Raw genomic sequence first — 26794 nt, 5'->3', positions numbered from 1 at the left:
TCTTACGCTCACCACCTGAACCCCACCTCCGTTCACGTTAAGTCCTTCGGCGGGCTGGCAAGCCAGCCGCTCAGGATGAACTTCGGTGCGAAGCACCGAAGTCGAAGCGCACGCTCCGCGCTCGGGCCAGTGGCGCTGTGATCCCTTGGCCTTCGACTTTGCGCAGGCTGAACCGAGGTTTGGGGGGCCATCGATCGGAAGACGCTCAACCCGTGAGAGGTGCAGGCCAGCGCCCGACCATTACCCAAACCCTCCGCGTCTCCCCGCCTTCGCGCGAACCAAAAAATCTTCGCGGCCTCGCGTCTTCGCGTGAATCATAAACCCCCGAATGACCCAAGCCCGACACGCTGCTAGACCGCCTCCATGCCGCTCGCCATCCTGACCGCCGCCACCGCCCATACCGGAGCGCCGCAGCCGCGCCGTCATCCCGAATGGTCCGACATCGGCCTGTTCGTCTTCGCGATCGGTGCGGTCTGGCTGCTCCGCCACCTGATGCGCCGCCGCAACCGCAAGGATTGACGTCAGCGCTTCCCCGCGCCACCCACGCCGTCATGGACATGTTCGACCGCCTCGAGACCACGATCCGCGCGCGCCGGGATGCGGGCGATGCCGCCACCTCCTATGCCGCCAGCCTGTTCGCCAAGGGGCGGCCGAAGATCGCGCAGAAGCTGGGCGAGGAAGCGGTCGAGACGGTCATCGCCGCCATGGCCCAGCCCGACAAGATCGTGTCCGAGGCCGCCGACCTGATGTTCCACCTGATCGTCCTGCTCGCCGATACCGGCCACACGCTCGACGACGTTCGCGCCGAACTGGCGCGGCGCGAGGGCGTGTCGGGCCATGACGAAAAGGCCGCCCGACCCCGCTGATCCCCTGGAGAGTTTCGATGCCGATCGACGCCACCCTGCCCTATGACGACCAGAATATCTTTGCGAAGATCCTGCGCGACGAAATCCCGTCCCGGCGGGTCTATGAGGACGAGTGGGCGGTCGCCTTCCACGACATCGCGCCGCACGCCCCGACCCATATCCTGGTGATCCCGCGCGGCCCCTATGTGTCGTGGGACGATTTCGCAGGCCGCGCCAGCGAAGCGGAGATCGCCGGTTTCGTCCGCGCGGTCGGTCATGTCGCGCGTGAGGCAGGCGCGGTCGAGCCGGGATACCGGCTGCTGGCGAATATCGGGCCGGACGCCGGGCAGGAAGTGCCGCACCTTCACGTCCATATCCTGGCAGGCAAGCCGCTCGGCCCGATGCTGGCGCGCTGAACGAGCCACCTAGCACGCCCCTCCCGCAAGCGGGAGGGGATGGGGGAGGGAATGGGGTCTCACAGAGAGCATCGTCCGTGGCTCTTGCCCCTCCCCAACCCCTCCCCCTGCCGGGAGAGGGGCTTTAATACAGCACCCGACCGCATCCCACGCACCTTAGGGATTGCGCGTAATAAAATTGCAGCTAACTTCCCGGATCATTCACCAAACGCCGGGCGTGTCCCAAGTCGGGGCCGCCCTTCCCTCGGGGGGATTGGACATTCATGATTTTCGGGCGCGTTAAGCCTCTGGACGCCATTTTGGCGACCGCCGAGAAGAAGGGGCTGCAACGATCGCTAGGCGCGTTCCAGCTCACCATGCTGGGTATCGGCGCCGTCATCGGTACGGGCATCTTCGTTCTCACCTCCGAAGCCGCTCAGAAGGCGGGGCCGGGGATGATGTTGTCCTTCGTGCTGGCGGGCTTCGTCTGCGCGGTGGCGGCCTTGTGCTATTCCGAGCTGGCCTCGATGGTGCCGGTCGCGGGCTCGGCCTACACCTATACCTATGCGGTCATGGGCGAGCTGCTGGCCTGGATGGTCGGCTGGGCGCTGATCCTGGAATATGCGGTCGGCGCGTCGGCCGTCGCCGTCGGCTGGTCGGGCTATGTGGTGGGGCAGCTCCGCAACCTGCTGGGCATCGACATACCGATGGAATGGGTCAACGGCCCGTCGTCGGGCGGTTACATCAACCTGCCCGCCGTCATCATCTCGCTGCTCGTCACCTGGCTGCTGGTCATCGGCACCACCGAGAGCGCACGGTTCAATGCGATCCTGGTCGCGATCAAGGTCGCCGCGCTGACCCTGTTCATCGCGCTGTCGGTGCCGGTCATCAACGGCGCGCATTTCGAGCCGTTCATGCCGACCGGCCTGACCGGCGTGGCGGGGGCCGCGGCATCGATTTTCTTTGCCTATGTCGGCTTCGACGCGGTGTCGACCGCCGCCGAGGAGACCAAGAACCCGCAGCGCAACGTGCCGATCGGCCTGATCGCCTCGCTGCTATTCTGCACGGTCTTCTACCTGCTGGTGTCGGCGGGCGCGATCGGTTCGCCGCTGGGCGCACAGCCGGTGCGCGACGCCGCCGGTGTCGTGCTGTCGCCGGGCACGTCGGAACTGGCCGCGCAGTGCAAGGCGATCGTCGCCAGCGGCGCGACCGAGCCGCTGTCCTGCTCGCGTGAGGCGCTGGCGCATGTCCTGCGCACCATCGGTTGGGAAAAGATCGGCAACCTGATCGGCCTGGCCGCCACGCTGGCGCTGCCGTCGGTCGTGCTCATGATGATGTTCGGCCAGACCCGCGTGTTCTTCACCATGGCACGCGACGGCCTGCTGCCCGAAAAGCTGGCCTCGGTGCATCCGCGCTATCGCACGCCGCACGTGGTTACGATCGTGACCGGCATCGCCGCGACGCTCGCCTCGGCCTTCCTGCCGGTCGGCAAGCTGGCGGACTATTCCAACTCGGGCACGCTGTTTGCCTTCTTCATGGTGGCGCTGTCGGTGATGGTGCTGCGCAAGACCGATCCGACCCGCAAGCGTCCGTTCCGCACCCCCGCCGTGTTCGTCGTCGCGCCCGCCGCGATGATCGGTTGCGCGTATCTGTACTTCTCGCTGCCGCTGGTCGCGATCCTGGTCCTGCCGGGCTGGGGCGCGGTGGGTCTCGCGATCTACTTCCTCTACAGCCGCAAGCGCAGCCATGTCGGGCGTGGCATCGTCGATGTGGTGGACGATCCCGCGATGCAGCCGGAGGTCGCCAAGCCGCTCGATCGCTGATCCGGCTTTCGCGGAGACACAGAAAAGGCCCGGAGGAGCGATCCTCCGGGCCTTTTGCTTTGGGGCTTGGCCCCTCCACCATCCTTCTGATGGTCCCCCTCCCCAAGCACGGCTTGGGGAGGATTGGGATTAGAGGCTGGCGGCCAGGGCCTTGAGGTCGACCTGGGGCCGGGCGCCGAAATGGCTGATGATCTCGGCCGCGCAGGCCGCGCCCAGCGTCAGCGAGGCCTTCAGGTCATGGCCATGCGTCTGGCCATAGAGGAAGCCCGCCGCGAACAGGTCGCCCGCGCCGGTGGTGTCGACCACCTTGTCGACCGGATGGGCGGGCACGGTCACGCGCTCGTCCCCGCGCTGCGCCAGCGCACCCTTTTCGGCGAGCGTGACGACCAGCGTCTCGACCTTGTCCTTCAGCGAGGCGATCGCGGCCTCGACATCCGCCGTTTCGGTCAGCGCAACGATCTCGGTCTCGTTGGCGAAGATCACGTCGATCATGCCGCCGTCGATCAGTGCATGGAAATCGGCGCGGTGGCGGTCGATTACGAACTCGGCCGAGGCGGTGAAGGCGATCTTGCGGCCCGCCGCGCGGGCGACCCCGATGGCGGCGCGCATCGCGGCACGCGGCTCTTCCGGATCCCAGAGATAGCCCTCGATATACAGATAGGCCGCATCGGCGATCAGCGCCTTGTCGAGCGCTTCGGCGGGCAGATAGTGCGAGGCGCCGAGGAAGGTGTTCATCGTCCGCTGGCCATCGGGGCTGACGAAGATCATGCAGCGTGCGGTGGTCGGCTGGCCGGGACGCACCGGCGTGTCGAACTTGACGCCCGCCGCACGGATGTCGTGGCTGAATACCTCGCCCAGCTGATCGTCGGCGACCTGGCCGATGAAGGCGGTCTTGCCGCCCAGCGCGGCCATGCCCGCCAGCGTGTTGGCGGCCGACCCGCCCGAAATCTCGCGACCGGGACCCATCTTGGCATAGAGCGCGTCGGCTTCTTCCGGCGAAAAGACGAGCTGCATCGCGCCCTTGGTCATGCCGTTCTCGGCGATGAAATCATCCTCGGCCGGGCTGAGAATGTCGACGATGGCATTGCCGATCGCCACCACGTCGTAAGTGGGGTTGGTCAAGATACGGACTCCGGGAAACAAGCTGTGATGTCGCCGCCCTAGTCAGCACGCTACCCCCGCGCAAGGGAGCCGCCGTACGGCCCCGTACCGCATTGACTTGCCCATGCCGCCCGCGCCATCGAAGAGCCATGATCCGCGCCTTTTTCCTGTCGCTCGCCCAGTTGGGCGATCCGGCGATCCGCCGGGTGCTGATCCGTTCGCTGGGCGTGACGCTGGGCGTCTTCGCGCTGGCGGGCATCGCCTTGTGGTACGGCATGCGCGCGGCGCTGACCGGATGGCTGGGCGCACAGGCGGACGGATGGTCGGCCGCCTTCACCCTTGTCGTCGAACTGATGGCGCTGTGGCTGGCCTTTCGCGCGGTCGCGGTGGCGGTGGTGGGCGTGTTCGCCGACGATATCGTCGCGGCGGTCGAGGCGCGGCATTACCCGCATGCGCTGGCGAGCGGCAGGCCGGTTTCCTTCGCACGCGGCACGGCCATGGGTCTGGGTTCGGCTGCGCGGGTCATCGCGGTCAATCTGATCCTGCTGCCCCTGTACATCGTGCTGCTCGTGACCGGCGTCGGCACGGCGGCGGCGTTCCTGCTGGTCAATGCCTGGCTGTTGTCGCGCGACCTGGGCGACATGGTGGCGGCGCGGCACATGGACCGCGCCGCCATGCGTCGCTGGCGCAAGGCGACCGGGCCTGCGCGCTTCCTGCTGGGGCTTGCCGTCGCCACCCTGTTCGTGGTTCCGGGACTTAATCTGCTCGCACCCGTCCTGGGGGCGAGCATGGCGACTCATTTCTTTCACAGGAGACAGGCGTGACCCGCCTCATCGCGCTGCCGCTGCTGGGCCTGACATTGCTGGCGGGCTGTACGGTGCCGCAGACTGCCGCGCCAGTGCGCAGCGGCGGCATGGCCCCGGTGCCCGTTCCCTATACCAATGTCGGGCTGGAGCGGGTGATCGGACAGGACGCCGCCGGGCTGACCAAGTTGTTCGGCACGCCCGATGCCGATGTCCGCGAAGGTGCCGCGCGCAAATTGCAGTTCCTGGGCAGCTTCTGCGTCCTCGACGCCTATCTCTATCCCAAGGACGGGGCCGAGCCGCGCGTCACCTATCTGGACGCGCGCGAGCCCGATGGCAGTTCGATCGACCGGGCGAGCTGCGTCGCGGCGCTGACCCGGCGCGACGGCGGACGCTGATGCGCCCCGACCTGTGGTTCGCCTTTGTCGCGGCGACCCTGGTCATCGGGCTGATCCCCGGTCCCGGCGTCGCGGCGATCCTGGGCTATGCGATCGGATCCGGACGGCGAACCGCCTTTGCCTCGGTCGGCGGGCTGATGCTCGGCAATCTGGCCGCCTCGACCGCCAGCCTGCTGGGCATGGGCGCGGTGCTGGCGGCCTCGTCCTTTCTGTTCGGGCTGCTGAAATGGGCGGGTGCGGCCTATCTGATCACGGTCGGCGCCATCGGGCTCTGGCGCGCGCGCAACGCCGATGCGGTGGCGATTCGCCCGCGCCTGATTTCGCCGCGCGCCGCCTTTCTGGGCAATCTGGGCGTCGGCACCTTCCACCCCAAGACGATCCTGTTCCTCGCTGCCTTCGCCCCGCAGTTCATCGATCCGCAGCGCCCCTATTGGTCCCAGGCCGGAATATTGGTGGCGACGTTCGTGCTGGTGCTGGCGCTGACCGACGGTTGCTATGCATGGGCGGCGTCGAGCGCGGGCGGACTGTTGCGCTCGCCACGGGCACAAGCCTGGGCACAGCGGGCAGGCGGTGGAGCATTGATTTTCGCCGGACTGGCAACGGCCGCCATTCGTCGCTGATCCCAATCATTTAGGCACAGAAACGATCGTGCCCTGATTAGCGACTGCGACATTTGTTCCACGCCCTCATCTAAAAAATGATGCGGTGCGGGAACAAATTTACCCGGCCATGCTTTTGCGCTATCGGGACGATGAACACCACCGCGTCTTGGCGGTCGTTCGCCATGGGAGATTGATTATGATGAAGTTCCTGTCTGCTGTCGCCGCCACGGCTCTGGTTGCTGCTCCGGTCGCCGCTGCGCCGACCAACCCGGCTGCCAGCCTGTCGGTTTCGAAGTCGGTTCGCGCTTCGGCTCCGACCGCCAAGGGCAACAAGCTGGCCGGCGGCGGCATCCTGGCTGCTCTGATCGCTGCTGGCGTCGTCGCGATCGGCGTCGTCGCCGTCGTCAAGGACGACAGCGCGGACAGCAACTGATTGTCGCGGGCGGGGGCAACCCCGCCCGGGCCTTCACCGCTCAGGCGGACGGAAAGGGAGCCGGTTTCGGCTCCCTTTTTTGTGGCCCGCTTCAGGCCCCCCATTCGGGGCCGTCGGGATCGGGGAAGAAATCATCCTCCTCTTTCTCCGGCATGGACTCGACCGCACGGGGGATGGTCGGTGTACCGCCGCCGAAACGCACCCGGATATAGGCCACCGAGCCTTTCAGCCCCTGATATACCGCCTGTACGTCCTCCCCACGCCGCATCCGCGCACCGACCAGCGGCGCTCGCTCGGCGGAGAGATAACCCACCTGCACATCGCGGGCGCTGAAGACGGCGATCGCATGGGGATCATGGCGGTTGCGCGGCTCGGGTCGCAGGCTCACCGGATCGCCGATGGCCGAGGCGAGCAGCTCGAACCGCCGATTGCTCCGCGCCTTGTCCTCATTGGGAAAGTCGATCCCGACCACGGCCAGCGTCAATTCGTCCATGCCGCCTAACTGGTTATGCGAAGCCCCTGCGTCCAGAGCCCTCCCATTCATCGGCAATCCGGCTATGGTGCAATCATCCTGTCCCATTCGGAGTGCCCATGTCCCTGGCCGCCCTGGCGATGCTGCTCGCCGCCCAATCCCCCGCCCCGAACGTCGCGCCGGTCCTGACCAGCGCCGATGCGCGTGACGTCCACAGCTATGCGCAGCCCCTCGAGGCGCGGGTCACCCATGTCTCGCTGAACCTCTATGCCGATTTCGACACCCATGTGATGCGCGGGATCGCGACCCTGTCGGTCGATGCCCGGCCCGATGCAAAGCAACTGGTCGTCGACGATAACGGCTTGCGCATCGTCACCGTCACCGACGCGCAGAACCGCCCCCTGCCCTACACGGTCGGCGCGGTCGACAAGGTTCATGGCGCGCCGCTGACCATCACGCTGAACGGCAATCGCACGATCAAGATCGCCTATGCCTCGGCGCCCGGCGCCAAGGCGCTGCAATGGCTGTCGCCCGAACAGACGGCGGGCAAGAAGCAGCCCTATCTGTTCAGCCAGGGCGAGGCGATCCTCAACCGCAGCTGGATCCCGACGCAGGATTCGCCCGGCATCCGCCAGACCTGGGACGCCACCGTCAACGCCCCCTGCGCGCTGACCGTCGTGATGAGCGGCGAGCGGACCGGCGAGACGCCGTGCAATGACGGCCGCCACACCGCCCGCTATCGCATGGACAAGCCGGTCGCCCCCTATCTGATCGCGCTGGCCATCGGCGACCTGAAGTTCAAGCCGCTCAGCGCCAACACCGGCATCTGGACCGAGCCCGCGATGCTCGACAAATCGGCGTGGGAGTTTGCCGGGCTCGACAAGTTCGTGACCGCCGCCGAGGGGCTGTACGGCCCCTATCGCTGGGGTCGCTACGACGTGCTGGTCCTGCCGCCCAGCTTCCCGTTCGGCGGCATGGAGAACCCCATGCTGACCTTCGCGACGCCGACCGTGCTGGCGGGGGACCGCAGCCTCGTCAGCCTGATCGCGCATGAGCTGGCGCATAGCTGGTCGGGCAATCTCGTCACCAACGCGACCTGGGACGATTTCTGGCTGAACGAAGGCTTCACCAGCTATTTCGAGAACCGGATCATGGAGTCGATGTACGGCAAGCGCCGCGCCGCCATGGAGGCCGACCTGGCCTGGACCGACATGATGAATGCGGTGAAAGAGGCTGGCGGTCCGCAGTCGCCCGACGCCAAGCTGCACCTCGATCTGGATGCCAAGCGTGATCCCGACGACGGCATGACCCAGATCGCCTATGACAAGGGCGCGACCTTCCTGCGCACCATCGAGTCTGTCGTCGGCCGCGCCCGCTGGGATGCTTACTTGCGCGGCTATTTCGATCGCCATGCCTTCCAGCCGCAGACCAGCGCGGGCTTCCTGGCCGATCTGCGCAAGAATTTGCTCAAGCCCGGCGAGGACGCAAAGATCGGCGTCGACCAATGGGTCTATCAGCCGGGTATCCCCGCCAACGCCGTCCATGTCCGTTCCGACGCCTTCCCCGCGATCGATGCGGCAGCCAAGGCGTTCGCCGCCGGTGGCCCCGTCTCGGCGGTGCCCGACAAGGTCACGACGCAGGAATATGTCCGCTTCCTCGACCAGTTGCCCCGCCAGCTGTCTGCCGAACGCCTTGCCGCGCTCGACGGACGGTTCCACTGGAACGAGACGGGCAATAGCGAGATCCGCTTTGCCTGGCTTCGCCTCGCGCTCGCCAATCGCTATCCGCCCGCCGAGGCCTCGGCCGAGCAGTTCCTGACCTCGCAGGGCCGCCGCAAATTCGTCGCGCCGCTGTTCCAGCAGCTTCAGGGACAGGGCGAATGGGGCCAGGCGCTGGCCAAGCGAATCTATGACAAGGCGCGTCCCGGCTATCATTCGGTGACGCAAGTCACGGTGGATCGCCTGCTCGGGCGATAAACCGAGCCATCCGGGCGGCGAAACGCGGCGAAACGAGGAACGAAAAACTCGTTTCGCCGCCGATTTTTCAGGTCACCGCCGCCGGAACACCGTTCACCGGATATGGTTCCGGCGGCGCTTTCCAACATGTTTAGCCCCGGTTAATCGACACTCACACCGACATTCCGACCGGGGGGTCCAGTGAAGTTCAAGGCATTCGCAGTGCGATTCGCGCTGATGGCAACGTGCGGCCTGATGATGGCCACCCCCGCTGCCGCGCAGTTCTGGCAGTGCGCCCCCTATGCCCGCGAAATCTCGGGCATCGATCTTCACGGCAACGCCAACACCTGGTGGGGCCAGGCCGAAGGCCGCTATCAGCGCGGCCACACCCCGGAACAGGGCTCGGTCCTCGCCTTCGAATCCACCAGCCGGATGCGCGTCGGCCATGTCGCCATGGTCAGCAAGGTCGTCAGCGACCGCGAAGTCCTCCTGACCCATGCCAACTGGTCGCGTCGCGGCGGCATCGAGCGCGACGTCCGCGCCGTCGACGTCTCGCCGAACAACGACTGGTCGATGGTCAAGGTCTGGTACGGCCCCAATGGCGGCCTGGGCACGTCGGCCTATCCGACCAAGGGTTTCATCTATTCGGGCCACAAGAGCGGCGTCGCCGACCTGCCCGCCACCCAGATCGCTTCGCGCGACAGCGGCCGTGTCAACGGCATCCTGACCTTCGCAGCGCCGATCCAGTAATTTCCTGCCGGGCGCCAAGGCCCAGCCCATAGCGCGGAACGTGCGCTTCGACTTGGCTCCACGTGAACGGCTGTGGTGGAGCGCAGCCGAAGGCCAAGGGGAACCGTCACCGGAGCGACGGACCAGCCGTCACCCCGCCCGGAACGTCATCGCCACGCCGTTCATGCAGTAACGCTTGCCCGTCGGCTTGGGCCCGTCGTCGAAGACATGGCCCAGATGCCCGCCACAGCGGCTGCAATGCACCTCGACCCGCTCCATCATCAGCGACCGGTCCGATTCCGTCGCCACCGCCCGCGGCAAGGGCGCCCAGAAGCTTGGCCAGCCGGTACCGCTCTCGAACTTGGCCTTTGACGAAAACAGCGGCTGCGCGCACCCCTTGCAGGAAAAGATGCCGCTGCGATGCTCGTTGTTGAGCGGGCTGCTATAGGGCCGTTCGGTGCCCTCGCGCCGCAGAACGTCATAGGCCGCCGAGCCGAGCTTCTGTTTCCACGCGGCATCGCTCATCGCAACCGGAAAGCGTTCCGCCGCCTCGGCCTGACGGCCACAGGCGGACAGCCCGACACCTAAGGTGCCAAGCCCCATCAACGAGAGAAAATGGCGGCGATCGGAAGGGGATGCGGTCATCGACCCAAGATAGGGAGGACATCCCAGCGCGATAAGGCCCCACCTTCGATCCTCCCCATCTTCGATGGGGAGGGGGACCGCCGGGCGTCAGCCCGGTGGTGGAGGGGCGGGCTGGCGTCCCCTTACCCCTCCACCATCGCTGGCGCGATGGTCCCCCTCCCCAAGCTATGCTTGGGGAGGAAAAATCTTACGCCCCCTTGCGTCGCCAGAAGGGTCGCGTGCTGCCCGATTGCAGCACGCCGCGCCGGAACAGCCGCGCGCCCAGCGTCACGAACAGCGCGACCCACAAGGCCTGCCACGCCAGCGCCACCGCATGTGGCCACAGCGCATCGCTCGCCGCCGCCACGCCCGCCATCGCAAAGGGCGAGGAGAGCGGAAACACTTCGGCCACCAGCGCCAGCCAGCTGCCCGGTTGCGACAGCCCGCTCAAGGTCAGGGTGAACATGCCGACTTGGATGATGGTGATCGGCAGCGAGAGCATCTGAATCTCGCGCATGGTCGAGGCCTGCGCTCCGATCGTCAGGAACACCGAGCCGAGCAGCAGATAGGCCATGGTGAAATAGGCGACGAACAGCATGACGAACATCGGCAGGCCCACGGCAGGCGACAATTCGCCGACCATCCCGGCAAAGGTGGGCGGCAACAGGCTCGCCACCTGACCGAGCACCGTGCCCCAGAAGCCGATGAACAGCACCGCTACCCCGAACATGCCCAGCAGCTTGCCCAGGAACACCGCCTCCAGCGGCACGGCGGCGGCGAGCACCTCGATGACCTTGTTCGACCGCTCCTCGGCCATGGTCCCGACGACCTGTCCCGCCAGGAACAGGGTCAGGAAGAACACACCGAAGACCGCCAGCGACGCCGTCTGATTCTGTCCGCCCAGCGTTGCGCGCTGGCGCGAGAAGGCCAGCTTGCGCGGGGTGACCTTGGGCAGTTCGCCACCCAGCCGCTCGGCCGAGAGCGCGCCGGTCGCCAGCACCGCCAGATAATCCGCCGCCCGCTGCCCACGTGCGCCGTACAGGATGGTGGGCCGGTCGAGCGGGCCATAGAGCACGGCGGTCGCGTCATAGTCGGGCGACTCAAACGCGGCGCGCGCCTGCGCGGCCGGATCGCGTGCGGGGGGCAGCGTCACCAGCTCGGGCGGCTCCTCGTCCCGGCGGAAGATCGTGCGCGACTGGCGGTCGGCAGCGGCAAAAGCGGTGGCCGTCGCATCGGACACGATCGCGACGATCCGCACCCGGTCGGCGCCATGGTCCGCCGCCTGCGCCGCGCCCAGGGCACCGATGGTGCTGAACGCCACCATGATCAGCGGCGCGAACAGGAACAGCAGGAAGATGGGGGTGAAGACGGTGGCGATGAAATCGCGGCGTGCGATCGTCATCGTCTGGCGGACCAACCGGCGGGTCTGGCTCATGCCGCCATCTCCTGTTCGCCGACGATGCGGACAAAGGCTTCGTGAAGGCTGGGCCGCTCGATCGACAGGTTCAGGATGCCCGCCCCCGCCGTCAGCAGGCGGCCCAGTATCGGCTCGATTCCCTGCTCGGGCATCGGGAAGCGCCAGTCCGCGCCTTCGCGCACCGCATCGGCGGGCAGCAGTTCCGGCAGCACCCGCTCCGGGTCGCGCGGCCGATAGCGCACTTGGGCGGTCAGCGTGCCCCGCGCATCGTCCACCGTCCCCTCGAACCGGCGGCGGCCCCCGGCGATGATCGCCAGCCGGTCGCACAGCCGCTCGGCATGGGCCATGACATGGGTGGAGAACAGGATGGTCGCCCCCCGGTCGCGCTCGCCGAGGATCAGCGCCTCCAGCCGTTCCTGGTTGACCGGATCCAGTCCCGAAAAGGGTTCGTCCAGCACCAGCAGCTTCGGGCGGTGGACGACCGAGCCGAGCAGCTGGACGAGCTGCGCCATGCCCTTGGACAATTTGCGGATCTTGCTGTCGGCGGCATGGCCGAGCCCGGCCTGTTCGAGCAGCTCGTCCGCCCGCACCCGCCCGGTCGCGCGGTCCAGCCCGCGCAGCGCGCCCATGAAGACGATCGCATCGCGCGCCTTCATCGCAGGATAGAGCCCACGCTCCTCGGGCAGATAGCCGACCAGATCGCTGGCATCGCGCGGATGGGCATGGCCGAGCAGGCTGCGCTGTCCCTCATCGGGTTCGATAATGCCCAGCAGCATGCGCAGCGTCGTCGTCTTGCCCGCGCCATTGGGGCCCAGCACGCCGTACACCGCCCCCGTCGGCACGGCGATGTCGACGCCATCGACGACCCGCCGGTCGCCGAACCGCTTGGCAAGGCCCGAGGCGGTGACCGCCCACTGATTATCCACGCTGATTGTCCCTCCCTGATCGCCTGTGGTAGCGGGCGTATGTGGCGCAAGACAAGCTGGAAACCCGGATCAAGGCAAAGGCGGCCGAACTGGGCTTTGCCGCGATCGGCATCACCCATGCCGATGCCGCCCCCAAGACGGTCGAGCGGCTGCACCAATGGCTCGCCGAGGGACGTCACGGATCGATGATCTGGATGGCCGACCGCGCGCACCAGCGGCAGAGCCCCGCCAGCCTGTGGCCCGAGGTGAGGAGCATCATCTCGCTCGGCGTCAGCTATGCCCCCGCCGAAGACCCGATGCGGCTGGCGGATCAAGGGCGGATCGGACGCATTTCGGTCTATGCGCAGGGGGCGGACTATCACGATGTCGTGAAGCGCCAGTTGAAGGCGCTGGGCCGCTGGCTGGCGCAGGAGGCGGCGTGCGACCTGAAGGTCTTCGTCGACACCGCCCCGGTGATGGAAAAGCCGCTGGCCGAGGCGGCCGGGCTGGGCTGGCAAGGCAAGCACACCAATCTGGTCAGCCGCGATCATGGCAGCTGGCTGTTCCTGGGCGCGATCTACACCACGCTGGCGCTGGAGCCCGACGCGGTGGCGCGCGACACCTGCGGGCGCTGCGACGCGTGTCAGCGGGCCTGCCCTACCGACGCGTTTCCGGCACCGTACCAGCTCGATGCGCGGCGATGCATTTCCTATCTGACGATCGAACATGCCGGGCCGATCCCGGAGGAGTTTCGGGTGGCGATGGGCAACCGCATCTATGGTTGCGACGACTGTCTGGCGGTGTGCCCGTGGAACAAGTTCGCGGCGGCAGCGCAGGCGAACATGGCGTTCCATCCCCGCGCCGAGCTGACCGCGCCGGAGTTGGGGGACCTGCTGTCGCTGGACGATGCCGAGTTCCGACAGGTGTTTTCAGGCTCGCCGATCAAGCGGATCGGGCGCAACCGGATGGTGCGCAATGCCGCGATCGCGGCGGGGAATAGCGGGGCGGCGGAGTTGGTGCCGGTGTTGCGGGGGTTGCTGGGGGACAGCGATCCGGTGGTCGTCGAGGCGGCGGAGTGGGCTTTGGGGCGGTTGGGCGAGGGCGTGGCCTAGCCCCTGCCCTCCCCCATCCCCTCCCGCTTGCGGGAGGGGTGCGTTGCTTGGCGGACCTCAAGCGCAATCCGCCAACTCAGCGCCTGTTGAAGCGCACCGCCGTATGGCCGGGCACGCCCCTCCCGCAGGCGGGAGGGGATGGGGGAGGGCCACGGTGTCTCACCGAGCCCCAACCCCAAAAATCAATCCACCCAGTCCAACCCGATATCCTTGTAGACCGAGCGATCCTCGTCCCAGCCCGGCTTGACCTTCACATGCAGGTACAGATGCACTTTCTGTCCCAGCAGCTCGGACAACTGCGCGCGCGACCGTGCGCCGATTTCCTTGATCCGCACGCCGTTCTTGCCCAGCACGATGGCGCGCTGGGTCGGGCGTTCGACCAGGATCTGCTGGTGGATCTCGACCGATCCGTCCTCGCGCTCCTTATACGCCTCGGTCTCGACCGCACTGGCGTAAGGCAGTTCGGCGTGAAGCTGGAGATAGAGCTGCTCGCGCGTCACCTCGGCCGCCAGGGCCCGCTCGGTCGCGTCGGACACCTGATCCTCGGGATAATGCCACGGCCCCTCGGGCATCAGCGAAGCCAGCCGGGTCTTCAGCTGCGGCAAGCCATCCCCCGTCTGCGCCGAGATGAACCAGGTCTCGTCGAACTTCACGACCTCGTTCAGCTTTTCCGCATGGGTCAGCAGCCGCGCCTTGTCGGCGATGTCGACCTTGTTGAGGATCAGATGCTTCGGCTCGGGCCGGTGGGCGATCGACTCGGCGATGGCATGGATCTTGGGGCCGATGCCGCCCTTGCCGTCGACGACCAGCGCCAGGATGTCGGCGCCCTCCGCGCCTTCCCAGGCGGCGGCGACCATCGCGCGGTCCAGGCGGCGCTTGGGCTCGAAGATGCCGGGGGTGTCGACCAGCAGGATCTGGGCATCCCCCTCGATCGCGACGCCGAGCAGCTTGGCCCGAGTCGTCTGCGCCTTGGGGCTGACGATCGCGACCTTCTGGCCGACCAGGGCATTGACGAGGGTGGATTTGCCGGCATTGGGCGCGCCGACGACGGCCACGAGGCCGCAACGTTGTTCAGTCATGACCGCCAGCGGTACAGGTCCCGCCCCCTTCCCGCAACGGTCCGCCCACATGGACGGAATGTAATGGTCGGATCACGGAACGGCCACGGCTTCGCGCGCATTTTTTCGGCCACGATTTCGCGTGCAAGGAGAGACGTTATGAAGACCCTTCTCACCGCCCTGTCGGCCGCTGCGCTGTTGACCGTCGCGGGCCCCGCCTCGGCCAAGGGGTGCCTGAAGGGCGCGGCCGTGGGCGGCGTCGGCGGGCATTTCGTCGGCAAGGGCCATGCGGTGCTGGGTGCCGCCGCGGGCTGCGCCATCGGCCATCACCGTGCCAAGGTGCAGGCCAAGAAGGAAGCGGCGGCCGCCAAGGGGCGTTAAGTTCGGTAGCTGGGCGAGGTCGGGGCGTGGCCTTCGACTTCGCTCAGGCTAAGCGAAGCCGAAGCCCCCCCGCGTCAAGCCTTCAACTTCGCCAGCATCGCCTTCGCGGCCGCCGTCTCGGCTTCCTGCTTGTTGGCCCCGGTCGCCGTCACTTCCGCCGTACGGCCGATCCGCACCGCCACGGTGAAGCGCGGCGCATGGTGCGGACCCGAACGGTCCACCACCACATATTCGGGCGCCTTGCGGTTATGCGCGGCCGCCCATTCCTGAAGCGCCGACTTCGGATGCTGCGGGGCTTTCCCCTGCGAATGCACCCGGTCGCCCCACGCCTTGCGGATGAAGGCGCGCGCCGCTTCCAGCCCCGCCTCGCGATACCAGGCACCGATCAGTGCCTCCATCACGTCGCCCAGCACATTGTCGCTATCAGAAGCGCCGTCGTCGCGCGCCTGCTTGCCCAGCCGCAGATGCTCGCGCACGCCCAGGTCGCGTGCCACATCGGCGCAGACCGCGCCCGTCACCAGCGAGTTGAGACGGCGCGACAACTGCCCCTCGGGCTCGGCGGGGAACTGCTCCCACAGCCATTCGGCCATGATCAGCCCCAGCACCCGGTCGCCCAGAAACTCCAGCCGCTCGTAATTCTCGGCGGCCTGGCTGCCATGGGTCAGCGCACGGTGGAAGGGGGCCGCATCGCTCGGCGCGCGCCCCAGGATTCCGGCGAGCCAGTCATCGACGGCGCTCAAAACCCTTCTCCGATCCGGTTCCAGCGCGCGGCCGACACCCAGGTCCAGGGCTTGATCCATTCGGCCGAGCCGTCGGTCGAGAAGAAGGTGACGGCGGCGCGGCCCTCCAGCCGGTTCATCGGGATCATGCCCATGCCGCGCGGCGGCGCGAAGCGGCTGTCCGCCGAGTCGTCGCGATTGTCCCCCATAAGAAAGACGTGATCGGCGGGAACGGTATAGACGCCGGTATCGTCGGCCTCGGGGAAATTGCCCTGGTCGAGCACGTCATAGCTTTTGCCGTTCGGCAACGTCTCACGGAACCGGGGATAGCGGCAAACCGGCTGGCCGGAGACGGTGTCGAGGAACGGCCCGCACTTGTTCGCATCGAAATTGGGGGTCAGCGGCAGGATGAAGTCGGCGATCCGCTGTTTCGGGATCGCGAGGCCGTTCAGGAACACCTGCCCCTCACGCACCTGGATCGTGTCGCCGGGCAGGCCGATCACCCGCTTGATGACGTCATGGTCGTCCGGCTCGGGCGAGCGGAACACCACCACATCGCCGCGTGCCGGGTCGCGCCCCAGGATACGGCCGGGCAGCAGCGGCAGGCCGAAAGGGAAGGACCAGCGCGAATAGCCGTAATTCCACTTGGTCACGAACAGATAGTCGCCGATCAGCAGACGCGGCAGCATCGATTCCGACGGGATCACGAAGGACGTGACGATCAGGCTGCGCAGGATGAAGACGAACAGCGCCAGCTTCAGGAAGAAGCGCAACGTGTCCTTCGTCTCCGACTTCTCCGGCGACGTTTCAGGTGATTTTTGCGGGGTGTCGGCCATCGCGTCGGGTTCGCGCAAGCCGCCCCCGTCGTCAAGTGTCGCCAGCGGGCGGCCCGGCCTCTTTCCCTCCCCTCCGGGCAGCTTTAGGGGGAACCGCCCTTCCCTTCATCGGTACATCCCTTCACCCATGACCGATTTCATCCTCAACCTCATCGCCTGGGGCGGCTATTTCGGTATTTTCCTGCTGATGGCGCTGGAAAATATCGTGCCGCCCATCCCGTCCGAGGTCATTATGGGCCTGGGCGGCATGGCGGTCGCGCGCGGCGACATGGCGATGATCCCGCTGATCCTGTGGGGTACGGCCGGGACCACGATCGGCAATTACGCGTGGTACGCGGTCGGCCGCTATATCGGCTATGAGCGGTTCCGCCCCTTCGTCGACAAATATGGCCGCTGGCTGACGATGGAGTGGCGCGACGTCGAGCGGTTGCACCTGTTCTTCGTGCGGCATGGCGGATGGGTGGTGTTCGTGTTCCGCTTCATGCCCGCCTTCCGCACGATGATCTCGCTGCCTGCCGGGATCACGCGGATGCCGCTGGCCAAGTTCCTGATCTGGACCTTTGCGGGCAGCACGATCTGGAACGCGATCCTCGCCTATGCGGGCCTGTGGCTGGGTGCCAATTTCGAGGCGATCAACCGCTATGTCGGCCCCGCCGCCATCGCGATGACGGTGCTGATGGTCGGCGGCTATCTCTGGCGCGTCTTCACTTGGAAGCCACGCGGGGAACGCTAGGCCGGACGCCTAGCCCGCCTCCGCCTTGTCGCTCTCGACAGGTCGCGGCTTCATGAAAAGCCAACTTACGCCAGCCACGGCGGCCACCATGACCAGCGACAAGAGCCAGAATGCCAGGTCCATGGACCGCAGGGCCGGCCGTACGATCATGTAGACGGCAATGATGGGAAAGGCGATCAGGAAGGATTGCCATCGCGACATCACCAGCTGGGTGCCACAGCTTCGGCAGACAAAGGCCTTTCCCACTTCGATCTGCGTTCGCCCGAACGGCACTCTGGCATGGCAACAAGGGCAGGTCGGGCCCAATGGCATGGAACCACTCCAACATCCGATGGCCTGGAAACTATCAGGTCATGCCCCAAAGCAGTCAAGCGCTAAGCACGCGGATGCGCGGTGCGGTAGATGTCGAGCAGATGCGCGGCGTCGACCGCCGTATAGATTTGCGTCGAGCTGAGACTGGCATGGCCGAGCAACTCCTGAAGCTGCCGCAAATCCGCACCCCGCCCCAACAGATGCGTGGCGAAGCTGTGGCGCAGCGCATGGGGCGTCGTCCGTCCGCCAAGCCCCAATCGCTCGCGCGCGCCCTGCACCGCGCGGCGGATGATCGCGGGCGATAGCGGCCCGCCCTTGGCCCCCCGGAACAACGGCTCGCCCGGGATCATCGGATAGGGCGACTGGCGGGCATAGTCCTCGATCGCGCTACGCAATTCGGGCAGCAACGGCACGATCCGGGTCTTGCCCCGCTTGCCCAGCACGCGGATCGTCTCGCCCAGCGGCAGGATATCGGCGGTCAGCGCCATCGCCTCGCCGATGCGCAGCCCCGCGCCGTACAGCAGCAGCAGCACCGCCCAGTCGCGTGCCGCGATCCATGGCTCGGCGGCATTCTCGGCCATGTCCTCGCCCAGGGCCATGATGTCGGCGGGGGACTGGGGGCGCGGCAGGCTTCGTTTGCGGCGGAGGCCTTTCAGCGGGGGCGGCTCGACGCCGGTCCAGTGGAGGAAGGTCCGTACCGCCGACAATTCCCGCGCGGTGGAGGCGGCGGTCAGCCCCTCACCCCGGCGCGCGGCCAGAAAGGCGCGCAGGTCGGCGGCGGTCACGCGGGACAGCGCAGGCCCGTCGACGGCCTCGCCCCAATGGGCCGACAGGAAACCGCAGAGCCGTTCCGCCGTCGCGACATAGGCGCGCACCGTATGGTCGGAACGGCGCAGGTCGACCGTGAGGTGGCGGTAATAGTCGGCGATCAGCGCGGTCATGGGGCGGGTGTACGATCCGAAGCGGGCAGATGCGAGAGGCTATGCCTGCAAGGCGGCGTAGGGGTTCGGCGAATCGGTGCCCTTGCACCAGCGGCACCCCTTGATGCCCGCGCTGTCCTCGGGACGCTCCCCTCCCGCAGGCGGGAGGGGATGGGGGAGGGCATCGGGGTCTCACCGAGCATTCGGCTTGTGGCCCTTGCCCCTCCCCAACCCCTCCCCCTGCCGGGAGAGGGGCTTTGCATATGGCCCCGCACCCACCCGAAACGAAAAAGAGGCGCTTCCTTTCGGAAACGCCCCTCTTCAAACACCTTGGTTCGGATCAGCGATCGAGGATCGTGTCGATCTCCGCCCCGACCGCATCCATCGCCGCCATGCCGTCGACCCGCGTCACGATGCCGCGCGCCTCATAGAGCGGCAGGATCGGCGCGGTCTTGGCGCGGTATTCGGCCATGCGCGTGCGCACCGTCTCGGCATTGTCGTCGGGGCGACGCTTGAACTCGGTCGAACCGCAGACGTCGCAGACGCCCTCGACCTGAGTCGGCTTGAAGCTGTCGTGATAGCCCGCCCCGCACGAGGCGCAGGTGAAGCGGCCCGTAATGCGCTCGACCAGCGCATCCTCGTCCACCGCCAGCTCGATGACATGGTCGAGCGACTTGCCGCGCTCGGCCAGCAGCACGTCCAGCGCCTCGGCCTGCGCCTCCGTCCGGGGATAGCCGTCGAAGATCGCGCCGCCTTCCGCCTCGGCCGCGTCCAGCCGCTCGCCGATCAGCGCCGAGACGATCGCGTCCGACACCAGCTCGCCCGCATCCATCACCGCCTTGGCCTGGAGGCCGACGGGGGTGCCCGCCTTGACCGCCGCGCGCAGCATGTCGCCGGTCGACAGCTGCACCATGCCGCGATTGGCCACCAGCCGCTGCGCCTGGGTTCCCTTGCCCGCGCCCGGCGGTCCCAGCAGGATGATGTTCACGCCCACGTCTATCTCCCCTCTTTACCCTGAAATCCGCCTGCGCCTCAGCGCAGGCGACCGCCCTTCAGCTTCGCCTTCTTGATCAGATCGCCATATTGATGCGCCAGCAAGTGGCTCTGGATCTGGGTCACCGTGTCCATCGTCACGTTGACGACGATCAGCAGGCTGGTGCCGCCCAGATAGAAGGGGATCTGGAGCGCCGAGACCAGATATTCCGGCAGCAGACAGATGATCGTCAGATAGGCCGCGCCCAGCACCGTGATGCGGGTCAGCACATAGTCGAGATAGGTCTCGGTGTTCTTGCCCGGACGGATGCCGGGGATGAACCCGCCATAGCGCTTCAGATTGTCCGCCGTCTCCTCCGGGTTGAAGACAACCGCGGTGTAGAAGAACGAGAAGAAGATAATGCCCGCGCCGTAGAGCAGCATGTACACGGGGCTGCCGTGCTGCAGATACTGGTTCAGGCTGATGATGAAGTCGCCCCAGCGGCTCTCGCCCGCGACGCGCTGGCCCGCAAACTGCGAGATCGTCAGCGGCATCAGCAGCAGCGACGAGGCGAAGATCGGAGGGATCACGCCCGCCGTGTTGATCTTCAGCGGCAGGTGGCTGCGATCGGCCTGCATGCCCCGCTGCGTCGCGCGCTTCGGGTACTGGATCAGGATGCGGCGCTGCGCGCGCTCCATGAAGCAGATGAAGAGGATCAGGACGACGACCGCGACGATGATGCCGATCAGGCGGACCGGATCGATGCTGCCGGTCCGGCCGCCTTCAAGCAGGTTGACCAGCGTGGTCGGCAGATGCGCGACGATGCCCGCCATGATGATCAGCGACACGCCGTTGCCGATGCCGCGGCTGGTGATCTGCTCACCCAGCCACATCAGGAACATCGTACCGCCGATCAGCGAGATGACCGCCGCGATGCGGAAGGTCATGCCCGGCTCGATCACCGCCTGGATGCCCTGGCTGGCGCCCAGCGTCTCGAGACCCACGGCGATGAAATAGCCCTGGATCGCGGTCAGCAGCACGGTGCCGTAGCGGGTATACTGGTTCAGCTTCTTGCGGCCGCTCTCGCCTTCCTTCTTGATGGCGGCGAGCTGCGGGCTCAGCGAGGTCGCGAGCTGCACGACGATCGACGCCGTGATGTACGGCATCACGCCCAGCGCGATCAGCGACATGCGGCTGAGCGAACCGCCCGAGAAGGTGTTGAAGAAGTCGAGCACGCCGCCCGTGGTCTTCTGGCTCAGCAGGCCCAGCGCGGTCGGGTCGACGCCCGGCAGCGGGACATAGCTGAGCAGGCGGAAGACGATCAGCGCGCCGATGGTGAACCACAGCCGCTTCTTGAGGTCGGTGGCCTTGGCGAATTTCGCCAGGCTGATGCTTTGCGCCATCTGGTCGGCTGCGGATGCCATAGCTGTTGCGTTATCCTGGAAACGAAAAACGGCGGGATGCGTTTTGAACCGCCCCGCCGCTCATATAGGCGCGAAGACGCGCTTGTCTAACCCGGATGCAAAATCCGCCGCTGTCACCCCGGCGCAAAGCCGTTCGACAGCGGCGGATCCTATCCGGTTCAGGCCTTGGCGGCGAGCTTCGCGGCGCGGGCCTGGCCCTTCTTCGCGGCGGCCTTTTCGGCGGCGGGCACGACGTGCGGCACGTCGACCGAACCACCGGCCTTCTCGACCGCTTCACGCGCCGAAGCCGACACGCCCTGCACGACGAACGACAGCTTGGTGGTCAGCTCGCCCTTGCCGAGCAGACGCACGCCGTCCTTGCCGCCACGCGCCAGGCCAGCGGCCTTCAGCGCGGCGTGGTCGATCGTGCCGTCGGTCTTCAGCTTGCCCGAGTCGATCGCCTTCTGGATCGCGCCCAGGTTCACCTCGGCATAGTCCTTGGCGAAGATGTTGTTGAAGCCACGCTTCGGCAGACGCATGTGGAGCGGCATCTGACCGCCCTCGAAGCCCGCGATGGACACGCCCTCACGGCTCTTCTGACCCTTGACGCCGCGACCACCGGTCTTGCCCTTGCCCGAACCGATACCGCGACCGACGCGGATCTTGGACTTGCGGGCACCCTGGTTGTCGAAAAGTTCGTTCAGCTTCATGATTTGCACTCGCTTTCGCTTGTTTCGCGCATGGCCGTGATGGTTGAGAATCGCGGCCGCTAGATAAAAGGAAGGGGGCCGCATAGCCCCCTTCCCCGTGTTTGTCACTGTTCAATGTGACGGATGTGAGTCTGTCTTACGACAAGCCTCAGTCCACCACCTGAACCATGTGCTGCACCTTGCGGATCATGCCGCGGACTTCAGGGCTGTCCTGAAGCTCGGAGACCTTGTGCATCTTGTTCAGGCCCAGGCCGACGAGGGTCGCGCGCTGGTCCTTGGTGCGGCGGATCGGCGAACCGGTCTGCTTGATCTTGATGGTAGCCATGGTCGCTTACTCCACGACGGCCGCGGCTTCCGCCTCGGCAGTCTGCTGGGTGGCACCGTGACCGCGACCCAGCAGGTCGGCGATCTTCTTGCCACGACGCTGCGCCACCGCCTTCGGCGAAGTCTGGTCGCCCAGCGCTTCGAAGGTGGCACGGATCATGTTGTACGGGTTCGACGTACCAACCGACTTCGTCACCACGTCGGCAACGCCGAGCGATTCGAAGATGGCGCGCATCGGACCACCGGCGATGATGCCGGTACCCTGCGGGGCCGAACGCACCGTCACGCGGCCCGCACCGAAATGGCCGTTGCCATCATGATGCAGCGTGCGACCGTCCTTCAGCGGAACGCGGACCATCGCCTTCTTGGCGGCAGCCGTCGCCTTCGAGATGGCTTCCGGCACTTCGCGCGCCTTGCCATGACCGAAGCCCGCACGTCCCTTGCCGTCGCCGACCACGACGAGCGCGGCGAAGCCGAAACGCTTACCGCCCTTCACGGTCTTCGAGACGCGGTTGATGTGGACGAGCTTTTCGATCAGCTCTTCGCCCTGCTCCTCAGGTCCACCGCGACGGTCGTCGCGACGACCACGGTTGCCGTCACGGCCGCCACGGCCGCGGTCACCACCGCCCGGACCACGGCCACGGCCGCCCCGGGGACCACGACCCTGGGTCGCGTCCTGCGCGGCGCCTTCGGCACCGGCAACGGCCACGTTGTTCTCGTCAGCCATATTAGAACTCCAATCCCGCTTCGCGTGCCGCCTCGGCCAGCGCCTTGACGCGACCGTGGAACAGGAAGCCGCCACGGTCGAAAACGACCTGCGTGACGCCGGCGGCCTTGGCCATTTCGGCCACGCGCTTGCCGACTTCGGTCGCCGCTGCGACGTTCGCGCCCGACTGGCCGCGTGCGTCCTTCTCCAGCGTCGAGGCCGAAGCCACGGTACGACCTGCCTCGTCGTCGATCACCTGGGCATAGATGTGCTTGCCCGAGCGATGCACCGACAGGCGCGGACGGGTGCCCGCACGCGCACGCAGCGCGGTACGGTTGCGCCGACGGCGCTTCTCGAAAAGAGAGAGACCCTTGGTCATTACTTCTTCTTCCCTTCCTTGCGGAAGATGAACTCGCCGTCGTACTTGATGCCCTTGCCCTTATACGGCTCGGGCTTGCGCCAGCGGCGGATCTCAGCGGCCAGCTGGCCGACCTTCTGCTTGTCCGCACCGCTGATTTCGACGGTGGTGGCGTCCGGCGTCTTCACCTCGAGGCCTTCCGGCACGTCGATGTTGACGTCGTGGCTGTAGCCGAGCTGCAGCTTCAGGGTCTTGCCCTGCGCGGCGGCGCGGTAGCCGACGCCGGTGATGACCAGCTTCTTCGAGAAGCCTGCGGTCACGCCGGTGACGAGGTTCTGCACCATGGTGCGCTGCATGCCCCAGAAGGCGCGCGCGCGCTTCGTGGCGTTGGCAGGCTGCACCGCGATGGCGTCCGCCTGGACGTCATAGGTGATCTCGTCGGCGAGCGGCATGGAGAGGGTGCCCTTGGGACCCTTCACGCTCAGCACCTTGTCGGCGATGGTCGCGGTGACGCCGGCCGGAACCGGGACCGCCTTCTTACCGATGCGGCTCATCAGAACACCTCCGCCAGGACTTCGCCACCGACGTTCTGCTCACGCGCTTCGGCGTCCGACAGAACGCCACGCGGCGTCGATACGATGGTGATGCCCAGGCCGTTGCGAACGCGGGGAAGGTCCTGCGCGCCCGAATAGATACGGCGGCCGGGCTTCGACACGCGCGCGACATGCTTGATCGCGGGCTGGCCTTCGAAATACTTCAGCTCGATGCGGATGCCGGCCGCGGGGCCCATCTGCTCTTCGCTGTAGCCACGGATATAGCCCTCGCGCTGAAGCACGTCGAGCACGCGGACGCGCAGCTTCGACGCAGGCGTCAGGACGGAGTCCTTGCGCGCGCGCTGGCCGTTGCGGATGCGGGTGAGCAAGTCACCCAGGGGATCGGTCACTGCCATCTCAAATGGTCCTTACCAGCTCGACTTGGTGACGCCGGGGATCTGGCCCTTGTTGGCCAGTTCACGCAGCATGACGCGAGCGAGACGGAACTTGCGGTAATACGCACGCGGGCGACCGGTGATCTCGCAACGGTTGCGGATACGGGTCGGATTGCCGTTGCGGGGGATCTCGGCCATCTTGAGGCGCGCGATCAGACGCTCGGTCTCATCGAGGCTCTGGTCGTTCGCGATCGCCTTCAGCTTCGCGTACTTGCCCGCATACTTCTTGACGAGAGCGCGACGCTTCTCGTTCTTATTGATTGAACTCAGTTTCGCCATGGACTTAAGCTCTTTCTGTAAGGACCCCCTCCCCGGCGTGGAGAGGGGGCAGTCCGGTTACGCCGCCTTCTTCTCGTCGGCAGCGTCTTCCTTGGGGAACGGGAAGCCGAACAGACGGAGCAGCTCGCGCGCTTCGTCGTCGGTCTTCGCCGAGGTGGTCACGATCACATCCATGCCGCGCACCTTGTCGATGCGGTCATAGTTGATTTCGGGGAAGATGATCTGTTCCTTGATGCCGCAGGCATAGTTGCCGCGACCGTCGAAGGACTTCGGGTTCAGGCCGCGGAAGTCGCGAACGCGCGGCAGCGCGATCGTGATGAAGCGGTCCAGGAACTCGTACATGCGCTCGCGACGCAGCGTGACCTTCACACCGATCGGCATGCCTTCACGCAGCTTGAACTGCGCGATCGACTTCTTCGCCTTGGTGATGACGGGCTTCTGACCCGCGATCAGCTCCATCTCGGAGGCGGCCTGGTCGACGCGCTTCTTGTCCTGCGTCGCTTCGCCCACGCCCATGTTGAGCACGATCTTCTCGATCCGGGGGATCTCGTTGACGTTCTTGTAACCGAACTTGTCGGTCATCGCCTTGACGATGCTATCATCATAGATAGCCTTCATGCGGGGCTTGTAATCAGCCATCGATCTTCTCCCCGGTCTTGACGGCCACGCGGACCTTCTTGCCATCCTGCGTCTCGAAACGGACGCGGGTCGGCTTGCCATCGGCGGTCACGTGCGCAACCTTCGAGATGTGCAGCGGAGCAGCGGTGCGCTCCAGGCCACCCTGCGGGTTCGCCTGGGTGGGCTTGCGGTGACGGGTGGCGATGTTGACGCCGTCCACGACGACCTTGCCGTCCTTCGGCATCGCCAGCGACACGGTGCCGGTCTTGCCCTTGTCCTTGCCGGACAGGACGATGACCTTGTCACCCTTCTTGATGCGTGCAGCGGCCATTACAAAACCTCCGGCGCCAGCGAGATGATCTTCATGTGCTTCTTGCCGCGAAGCTCACGCACGACCGGGCCAAAGATACGGGTGCCGATCGGCTCCTCGTTCTTGTTGACCAGCACGGCGGCGTTACCGTCGAAACGGATCACCGAACCGTCGGCGCGACGGATGTCCTTGGCGGTACGCACGATCACCGCGCGGTGAACGTCGCCCTTCTTCACGCGGCCACGCGGCTGCGCTTCCTTGACGCTGACGACGATGATGTCGCCGACCGATGCCGTACGGCGCTTCGAGCCGCCCAGCACCTTGATGCACTGCACCCGCTTCGCGCCGCTGTTGTCAGCGACGTCGAGATTGGACTGCATCTGGATCATGGATCCGCTTCCTTCTCTCTTCTGGGGGAGGATACCGACCCTACCCCGCCTTAAAAAACGACCCCCGGCGCGGGTGTCCGCGCCAGGGGGAGAGGCCCCATAGCCACTCCTGGCTCGAAAGGCAAGCGAGTCGCCCCGCCGCTTTCGACCAATCCGCTCTTTGCCCCGAAGGGCGCCCTCAAATCCGAACCCCGCCCCTCCGATCCGGAGGGACGGGGCCCGAAGTCAAAGGGTTCAGCCCTCGGCCGAGGCCCGTTCCGGCGTCATGTGGGTATCGACCCGCTCGACGACCTTCCAGGTCTTCAGCTTCGAGATCGGGGCGGTCTCTTCGATCCGCACCGTCTCACCGGCCTTGTACTCGTTCGCCTCGTCATGGGCGTGGTACTTCTTCGACCGACGGATGATCTTGCCGTAGAGGGGGTGCTTAACCTTCCGCTCCACATTGACGACGACCGTCTTGTCGGTCTTGTCCGAGACAATCACCCCGGTCAGCACGCGCTTCGGCATGTGTCTCGGTCCTTACTTGGCAGCCGCAGCGGTGCGCTGCGCCTGGATGGTCTTGATCCGCGCGATGTCGCGACGGACTTCCTTGACCCGGCTGGGCTTTTCGAGCTGGCTCGTGGCCGCCTGGAAGCGCAGGTTGAACTGCTCGCGCTTCAGGTTGCCCAGCGCCTCGACGAGCTGGTCGTCGCTCTGGCCGGTATATTCAGTCTTGGCCATTACTCGCCTCCGAGGTGCGAGGTGTCGCCCAGGCGGGCAACGACCTTGGTCTTGATGGGCAGCTTCATCGCGGCGCGCTCGAATGCCTCGGCGGCCAGCGGGCCGTCGACACCGTCGAGTTCGAACAGGATGCGACCCGGCTTCACGCGGGCGGCCCAGAATTCCGGCGAACCCTTACCCGAGCCCATGCGGACTTCGGCAGGCTTCGACGAGACGGGGACGTCCGGGAAGATGCGGATCCAGAGACGACCCTGACGCTTGATGTGACGCGTGATCGCGCGGCGAGCCGCCTCGATCTGGCGAGCCGTGATACGCTCCGGCTCCATGGCCTTCAGGCCATAGGAACCGAAGTTCAGGCTGGTGCCGCCCTTCGCATCGCCGTGGATGCGGCCCTTGAAGGCCTTGCGGAACTTGGTGCGCTTTGGTTGCAGCATGTTCTTTGA

The 26794-nt window shown here is 66.4% G+C and carries 38 protein-coding genes; 13 read left to right on the top strand and 25 right to left on the bottom strand.

Going from position 1 to position 26794, the window contains the following annotated elements:
* Window positions 1-363: 363 nt before the first annotated feature.
* From ACQR50_RS02960 to ACQR50_RS02945, 4 genes are all read left to right on the top strand, one after another.
* Window positions 364-519 carry a hypothetical protein gene (locus tag ACQR50_RS02960; protein WP_168371492.1) on the top strand — a complete coding sequence of 52 codons (156 nt, stop codon included), beginning with the start codon at window positions 364-366 and terminating at the stop codon, window positions 517-519.
* Window positions 520-551: 32 nt separating this feature from the next.
* A complete protein-coding gene (locus tag ACQR50_RS02955) occupies window positions 552-866 on the top strand; it encodes a phosphoribosyl-ATP diphosphatase (protein WP_076714945.1) in 315 nt (104 codons plus the stop codon).
* Window positions 867-883: 17 nt separating this feature from the next.
* Complete coding sequence (locus ACQR50_RS02950; RefSeq protein ID WP_056430687.1) at window positions 884-1261, top strand: histidine triad nucleotide-binding protein; 378 nt, start codon at window positions 884-886, stop codon at window positions 1259-1261.
* 263 nt (window positions 1262-1524) lie between these two features.
* Window positions 1525-3063, top strand: a complete 1539-nt coding sequence (locus ACQR50_RS02945; protein WP_428969730.1) for an amino acid permease — start codon at window positions 1525-1527, stop codon at window positions 3061-3063.
* A 129-nt stretch (window positions 3064-3192) separates the two neighbouring features.
* Here the strand turns inward: ACQR50_RS02945 and ACQR50_RS02940 are convergent, their stop codons facing one another.
* Window positions 3193-4185 carry an adenosine kinase gene (locus tag ACQR50_RS02940; protein ID WP_428969729.1) on the bottom strand — a complete coding sequence of 331 codons (993 nt, stop codon included), beginning with the start codon at window positions 4183-4185 and terminating at the stop codon, window positions 3193-3195.
* A 128-nt stretch (window positions 4186-4313) separates the two neighbouring features.
* Here ACQR50_RS02940 and ACQR50_RS02935 point away from each other — a divergent pair, with 128 nt between their 5' ends.
* From ACQR50_RS02935 to ACQR50_RS02920, 4 genes are all read left to right on the top strand, one after another.
* Entirely contained in the window at window positions 4314-4988 is a 675-nt protein-coding gene (locus ACQR50_RS02935; protein WP_428969728.1) for an EI24 domain-containing protein, read from the top strand.
* Window positions 4985-5365: a hypothetical protein gene (locus ACQR50_RS02930; protein WP_428969727.1), complete on the top strand. Its 381-nt coding sequence runs from the start codon at window positions 4985-4987 to the stop codon at window positions 5363-5365. Before ACQR50_RS02935 ends, ACQR50_RS02930 begins: the two co-directional genes overlap by 4 nt.
* Entirely contained in the window at window positions 5365-5985 is a 621-nt protein-coding gene (locus ACQR50_RS02925; RefSeq protein ID WP_428969726.1) for a LysE family translocator, read from the top strand. Before ACQR50_RS02930 ends, ACQR50_RS02925 begins: the two co-directional genes overlap by 1 nt.
* Before the next feature lie 178 nt (window positions 5986-6163).
* Window positions 6164-6400: a hypothetical protein gene (locus ACQR50_RS02920; RefSeq protein WP_056430701.1), complete on the top strand. Its 237-nt coding sequence runs from the start codon at window positions 6164-6166 to the stop codon at window positions 6398-6400.
* 91 nt (window positions 6401-6491) lie between these two features.
* Here the strand turns inward: ACQR50_RS02920 and ACQR50_RS02915 are convergent, their stop codons facing one another.
* Entirely contained in the window at window positions 6492-6893 is a 402-nt protein-coding gene (locus ACQR50_RS02915; protein ID WP_428969725.1) for an HIRAN domain-containing protein, read from the bottom strand.
* A 98-nt stretch (window positions 6894-6991) separates the two neighbouring features.
* On the opposite strand from ACQR50_RS02915, the gene ACQR50_RS02910 reads away from it, so the two are divergent.
* Both ACQR50_RS02910 and ACQR50_RS02905 read left to right on the top strand, forming a co-directional pair.
* The gene (locus ACQR50_RS02910) at window positions 6992-8848 is read left to right on the top strand and encodes a M1 family metallopeptidase (RefSeq protein ID WP_428969724.1); all 1857 of its coding nucleotides are present in this window, start codon (window positions 6992-6994) and stop codon (window positions 8846-8848) included.
* A gap of 234 nt (window positions 8849-9082) precedes the next feature.
* Window positions 9083-9577, top strand: coding sequence for a CHAP domain-containing protein (locus ACQR50_RS02905; RefSeq protein ID WP_244489696.1), 495 nt, complete (start codon window positions 9083-9085; stop codon window positions 9575-9577).
* A gap of 129 nt (window positions 9578-9706) precedes the next feature.
* Here ACQR50_RS02905 and msrB read toward each other — a convergent pair whose 3' ends face one another.
* The 3 genes from msrB to ACQR50_RS02890 all read right to left on the bottom strand — a co-directional run bounded on the left by msrB (window position 9707) and on the right by ACQR50_RS02890 (window position 12523).
* Window positions 9707-10201, bottom strand: coding sequence for a peptide-methionine (R)-S-oxide reductase MsrB (msrB, locus tag ACQR50_RS02900; protein WP_428969723.1), 495 nt, complete (start codon window positions 10199-10201; stop codon window positions 9707-9709).
* Between the two features lie 187 nt (window positions 10202-10388).
* Window positions 10389-11615 (bottom strand): ABC transporter permease, encoded by a 1227-nt coding sequence (locus ACQR50_RS02895; protein ID WP_428969722.1) that lies wholly within the window; start codon window positions 11613-11615, stop codon window positions 10389-10391.
* Entirely contained in the window at window positions 11612-12523 is a 912-nt protein-coding gene (locus ACQR50_RS02890; RefSeq protein WP_428969721.1) for an ABC transporter ATP-binding protein, read from the bottom strand. The genes ACQR50_RS02895 and ACQR50_RS02890 overlap by 4 nt, the downstream gene beginning before the upstream one ends.
* A 41-nt stretch (window positions 12524-12564) precedes the next feature.
* On the opposite strand from ACQR50_RS02890, the gene queG reads away from it, so the two are divergent.
* The gene (queG, locus tag ACQR50_RS02885; protein ID WP_428969720.1) at window positions 12565-13614 is read left to right on the top strand and encodes a tRNA epoxyqueuosine(34) reductase QueG; all 1050 of its coding nucleotides are present in this window, start codon (window positions 12565-12567) and stop codon (window positions 13612-13614) included.
* A gap of 182 nt (window positions 13615-13796) precedes the next feature.
* Here queG and era read toward each other — a convergent pair whose 3' ends face one another.
* Window positions 13797-14693: a GTPase Era gene (era, locus tag ACQR50_RS02880; protein WP_076714924.1), complete on the bottom strand. Its 897-nt coding sequence runs from the start codon at window positions 14691-14693 to the stop codon at window positions 13797-13799.
* A gap of 138 nt (window positions 14694-14831) precedes the next feature.
* Between era and ACQR50_RS02875 the strand changes: the two genes are divergently transcribed.
* Window positions 14832-15053, top strand: a complete 222-nt coding sequence (locus ACQR50_RS02875) for a hypothetical protein (RefSeq protein ID WP_056430721.1) — start codon at window positions 14832-14834, stop codon at window positions 15051-15053.
* Between the two features lie 74 nt (window positions 15054-15127).
* Here ACQR50_RS02875 and rnc read toward each other — a convergent pair whose 3' ends face one another.
* Window positions 15128-15835, bottom strand: coding sequence for a ribonuclease III (gene rnc, locus ACQR50_RS02870; protein ID WP_294242694.1), 708 nt, complete (start codon window positions 15833-15835; stop codon window positions 15128-15130).
* Window positions 15790-16608, bottom strand: a complete 819-nt coding sequence (lepB, locus tag ACQR50_RS02865) for a signal peptidase I (protein WP_428970628.1) — start codon at window positions 16606-16608, stop codon at window positions 15790-15792. The genes rnc and lepB overlap by 46 nt, the downstream gene beginning before the upstream one ends.
* A gap of 127 nt (window positions 16609-16735) precedes the next feature.
* Between lepB and ACQR50_RS02860 the strand changes: the two genes are divergently transcribed.
* A complete protein-coding gene (locus ACQR50_RS02860; protein ID WP_056430728.1) occupies window positions 16736-17341 on the top strand; it encodes a DedA family protein in 606 nt (201 codons plus the stop codon).
* A 9-nt stretch (window positions 17342-17350) separates the two neighbouring features.
* Here the strand turns inward: ACQR50_RS02860 and ACQR50_RS02855 are convergent, their stop codons facing one another.
* From ACQR50_RS02855 to rplP, 17 genes are all read right to left on the bottom strand, one after another.
* Complete coding sequence (locus tag ACQR50_RS02855; protein WP_428969719.1) at window positions 17351-17653, bottom strand: hypothetical protein; 303 nt, start codon at window positions 17651-17653, stop codon at window positions 17351-17353.
* A 62-nt stretch (window positions 17654-17715) separates the two neighbouring features.
* Window positions 17716-18594 carry a tyrosine recombinase XerC gene (locus ACQR50_RS02850; protein ID WP_428969718.1) on the bottom strand — a complete coding sequence of 293 codons (879 nt, stop codon included), beginning with the start codon at window positions 18592-18594 and terminating at the stop codon, window positions 17716-17718.
* 319 nt (window positions 18595-18913) lie between these two features.
* Window positions 18914-19561 carry an adenylate kinase gene (locus ACQR50_RS02845; protein WP_428970627.1) on the bottom strand — a complete coding sequence of 216 codons (648 nt, stop codon included), beginning with the start codon at window positions 19559-19561 and terminating at the stop codon, window positions 18914-18916.
* A gap of 44 nt (window positions 19562-19605) precedes the next feature.
* The gene (gene secY, locus ACQR50_RS02840; protein WP_056430733.1) at window positions 19606-20970 is read right to left on the bottom strand and encodes a preprotein translocase subunit SecY; all 1365 of its coding nucleotides are present in this window, start codon (window positions 20968-20970) and stop codon (window positions 19606-19608) included.
* A gap of 158 nt (window positions 20971-21128) precedes the next feature.
* Complete coding sequence (gene rplO, locus ACQR50_RS02835) at window positions 21129-21659, bottom strand: 50S ribosomal protein L15 (RefSeq protein WP_058746469.1); 531 nt, start codon at window positions 21657-21659, stop codon at window positions 21129-21131.
* 148 nt (window positions 21660-21807) lie between these two features.
* Window positions 21808-21984, bottom strand: a complete 177-nt coding sequence (gene rpmD / locus ACQR50_RS02830; protein WP_042491154.1) for a 50S ribosomal protein L30 — start codon at window positions 21982-21984, stop codon at window positions 21808-21810.
* Window positions 21985-21990: 6 nt separating this feature from the next.
* A complete protein-coding gene (gene rpsE / locus ACQR50_RS02825; protein ID WP_322540288.1) occupies window positions 21991-22710 on the bottom strand; it encodes a 30S ribosomal protein S5 in 720 nt (239 codons plus the stop codon).
* A gap of 1 nt (window position 22711) precedes the next feature.
* Window positions 22712-23068: a 50S ribosomal protein L18 gene (gene rplR / locus ACQR50_RS02820; RefSeq protein ID WP_056430739.1), complete on the bottom strand. Its 357-nt coding sequence runs from the start codon at window positions 23066-23068 to the stop codon at window positions 22712-22714.
* Window positions 23068-23601, bottom strand: a complete 534-nt coding sequence (rplF, locus tag ACQR50_RS02815) for a 50S ribosomal protein L6 (protein ID WP_042491159.1) — start codon at window positions 23599-23601, stop codon at window positions 23068-23070. Before rplF ends, rplR begins: the two co-directional genes overlap by 1 nt.
* Window positions 23601-23996: a 30S ribosomal protein S8 gene (gene rpsH, locus ACQR50_RS02810; protein ID WP_042491163.1), complete on the bottom strand. Its 396-nt coding sequence runs from the start codon at window positions 23994-23996 to the stop codon at window positions 23601-23603. Before rpsH ends, rplF begins: the two co-directional genes overlap by 1 nt.
* A 12-nt stretch (window positions 23997-24008) precedes the next feature.
* Window positions 24009-24314, bottom strand: a complete 306-nt coding sequence (rpsN, locus tag ACQR50_RS02805; protein ID WP_042491166.1) for a 30S ribosomal protein S14 — start codon at window positions 24312-24314, stop codon at window positions 24009-24011.
* Window positions 24315-24371: 57 nt separating this feature from the next.
* Entirely contained in the window at window positions 24372-24953 is a 582-nt protein-coding gene (rplE, locus tag ACQR50_RS02800; protein WP_042491169.1) for a 50S ribosomal protein L5, read from the bottom strand.
* Window positions 24946-25263, bottom strand: coding sequence for a 50S ribosomal protein L24 (gene rplX / locus ACQR50_RS02795; protein WP_007406132.1), 318 nt, complete (start codon window positions 25261-25263; stop codon window positions 24946-24948). The genes rplE and rplX overlap by 8 nt, the downstream gene beginning before the upstream one ends.
* Window positions 25263-25631, bottom strand: a complete 369-nt coding sequence (gene rplN / locus ACQR50_RS02790; protein WP_007406105.1) for a 50S ribosomal protein L14 — start codon at window positions 25629-25631, stop codon at window positions 25263-25265. The genes rplX and rplN overlap by 1 nt, the downstream gene beginning before the upstream one ends.
* A gap of 234 nt (window positions 25632-25865) precedes the next feature.
* Window positions 25866-26138: a 30S ribosomal protein S17 gene (gene rpsQ / locus ACQR50_RS02785; RefSeq protein ID WP_056430742.1), complete on the bottom strand. Its 273-nt coding sequence runs from the start codon at window positions 26136-26138 to the stop codon at window positions 25866-25868.
* Between the two features lie 12 nt (window positions 26139-26150).
* Window positions 26151-26351 (bottom strand): 50S ribosomal protein L29, encoded by a 201-nt coding sequence (gene rpmC, locus ACQR50_RS02780; protein WP_007406063.1) that lies wholly within the window; start codon window positions 26349-26351, stop codon window positions 26151-26153.
* Complete coding sequence (rplP, locus tag ACQR50_RS02775; RefSeq protein ID WP_007406071.1) at window positions 26351-26785, bottom strand: 50S ribosomal protein L16; 435 nt, start codon at window positions 26783-26785, stop codon at window positions 26351-26353. Before rplP ends, rpmC begins: the two co-directional genes overlap by 1 nt.
* Window positions 26786-26794 lie beyond the last annotated feature (9 nt).

It is taken from the genome of Sphingomonas sp. Xoc002 (assembly GCF_050408055.1).
Classification (GTDB): Bacteria; Pseudomonadota; Alphaproteobacteria; order Sphingomonadales; family Sphingomonadaceae; genus Sphingomonas; species Sphingomonas yabuuchiae.
The sequence above is the reverse complement of the archived record's forward strand: the minus strand, read 5'-3'. Positions and strand labels throughout refer to the sequence as shown.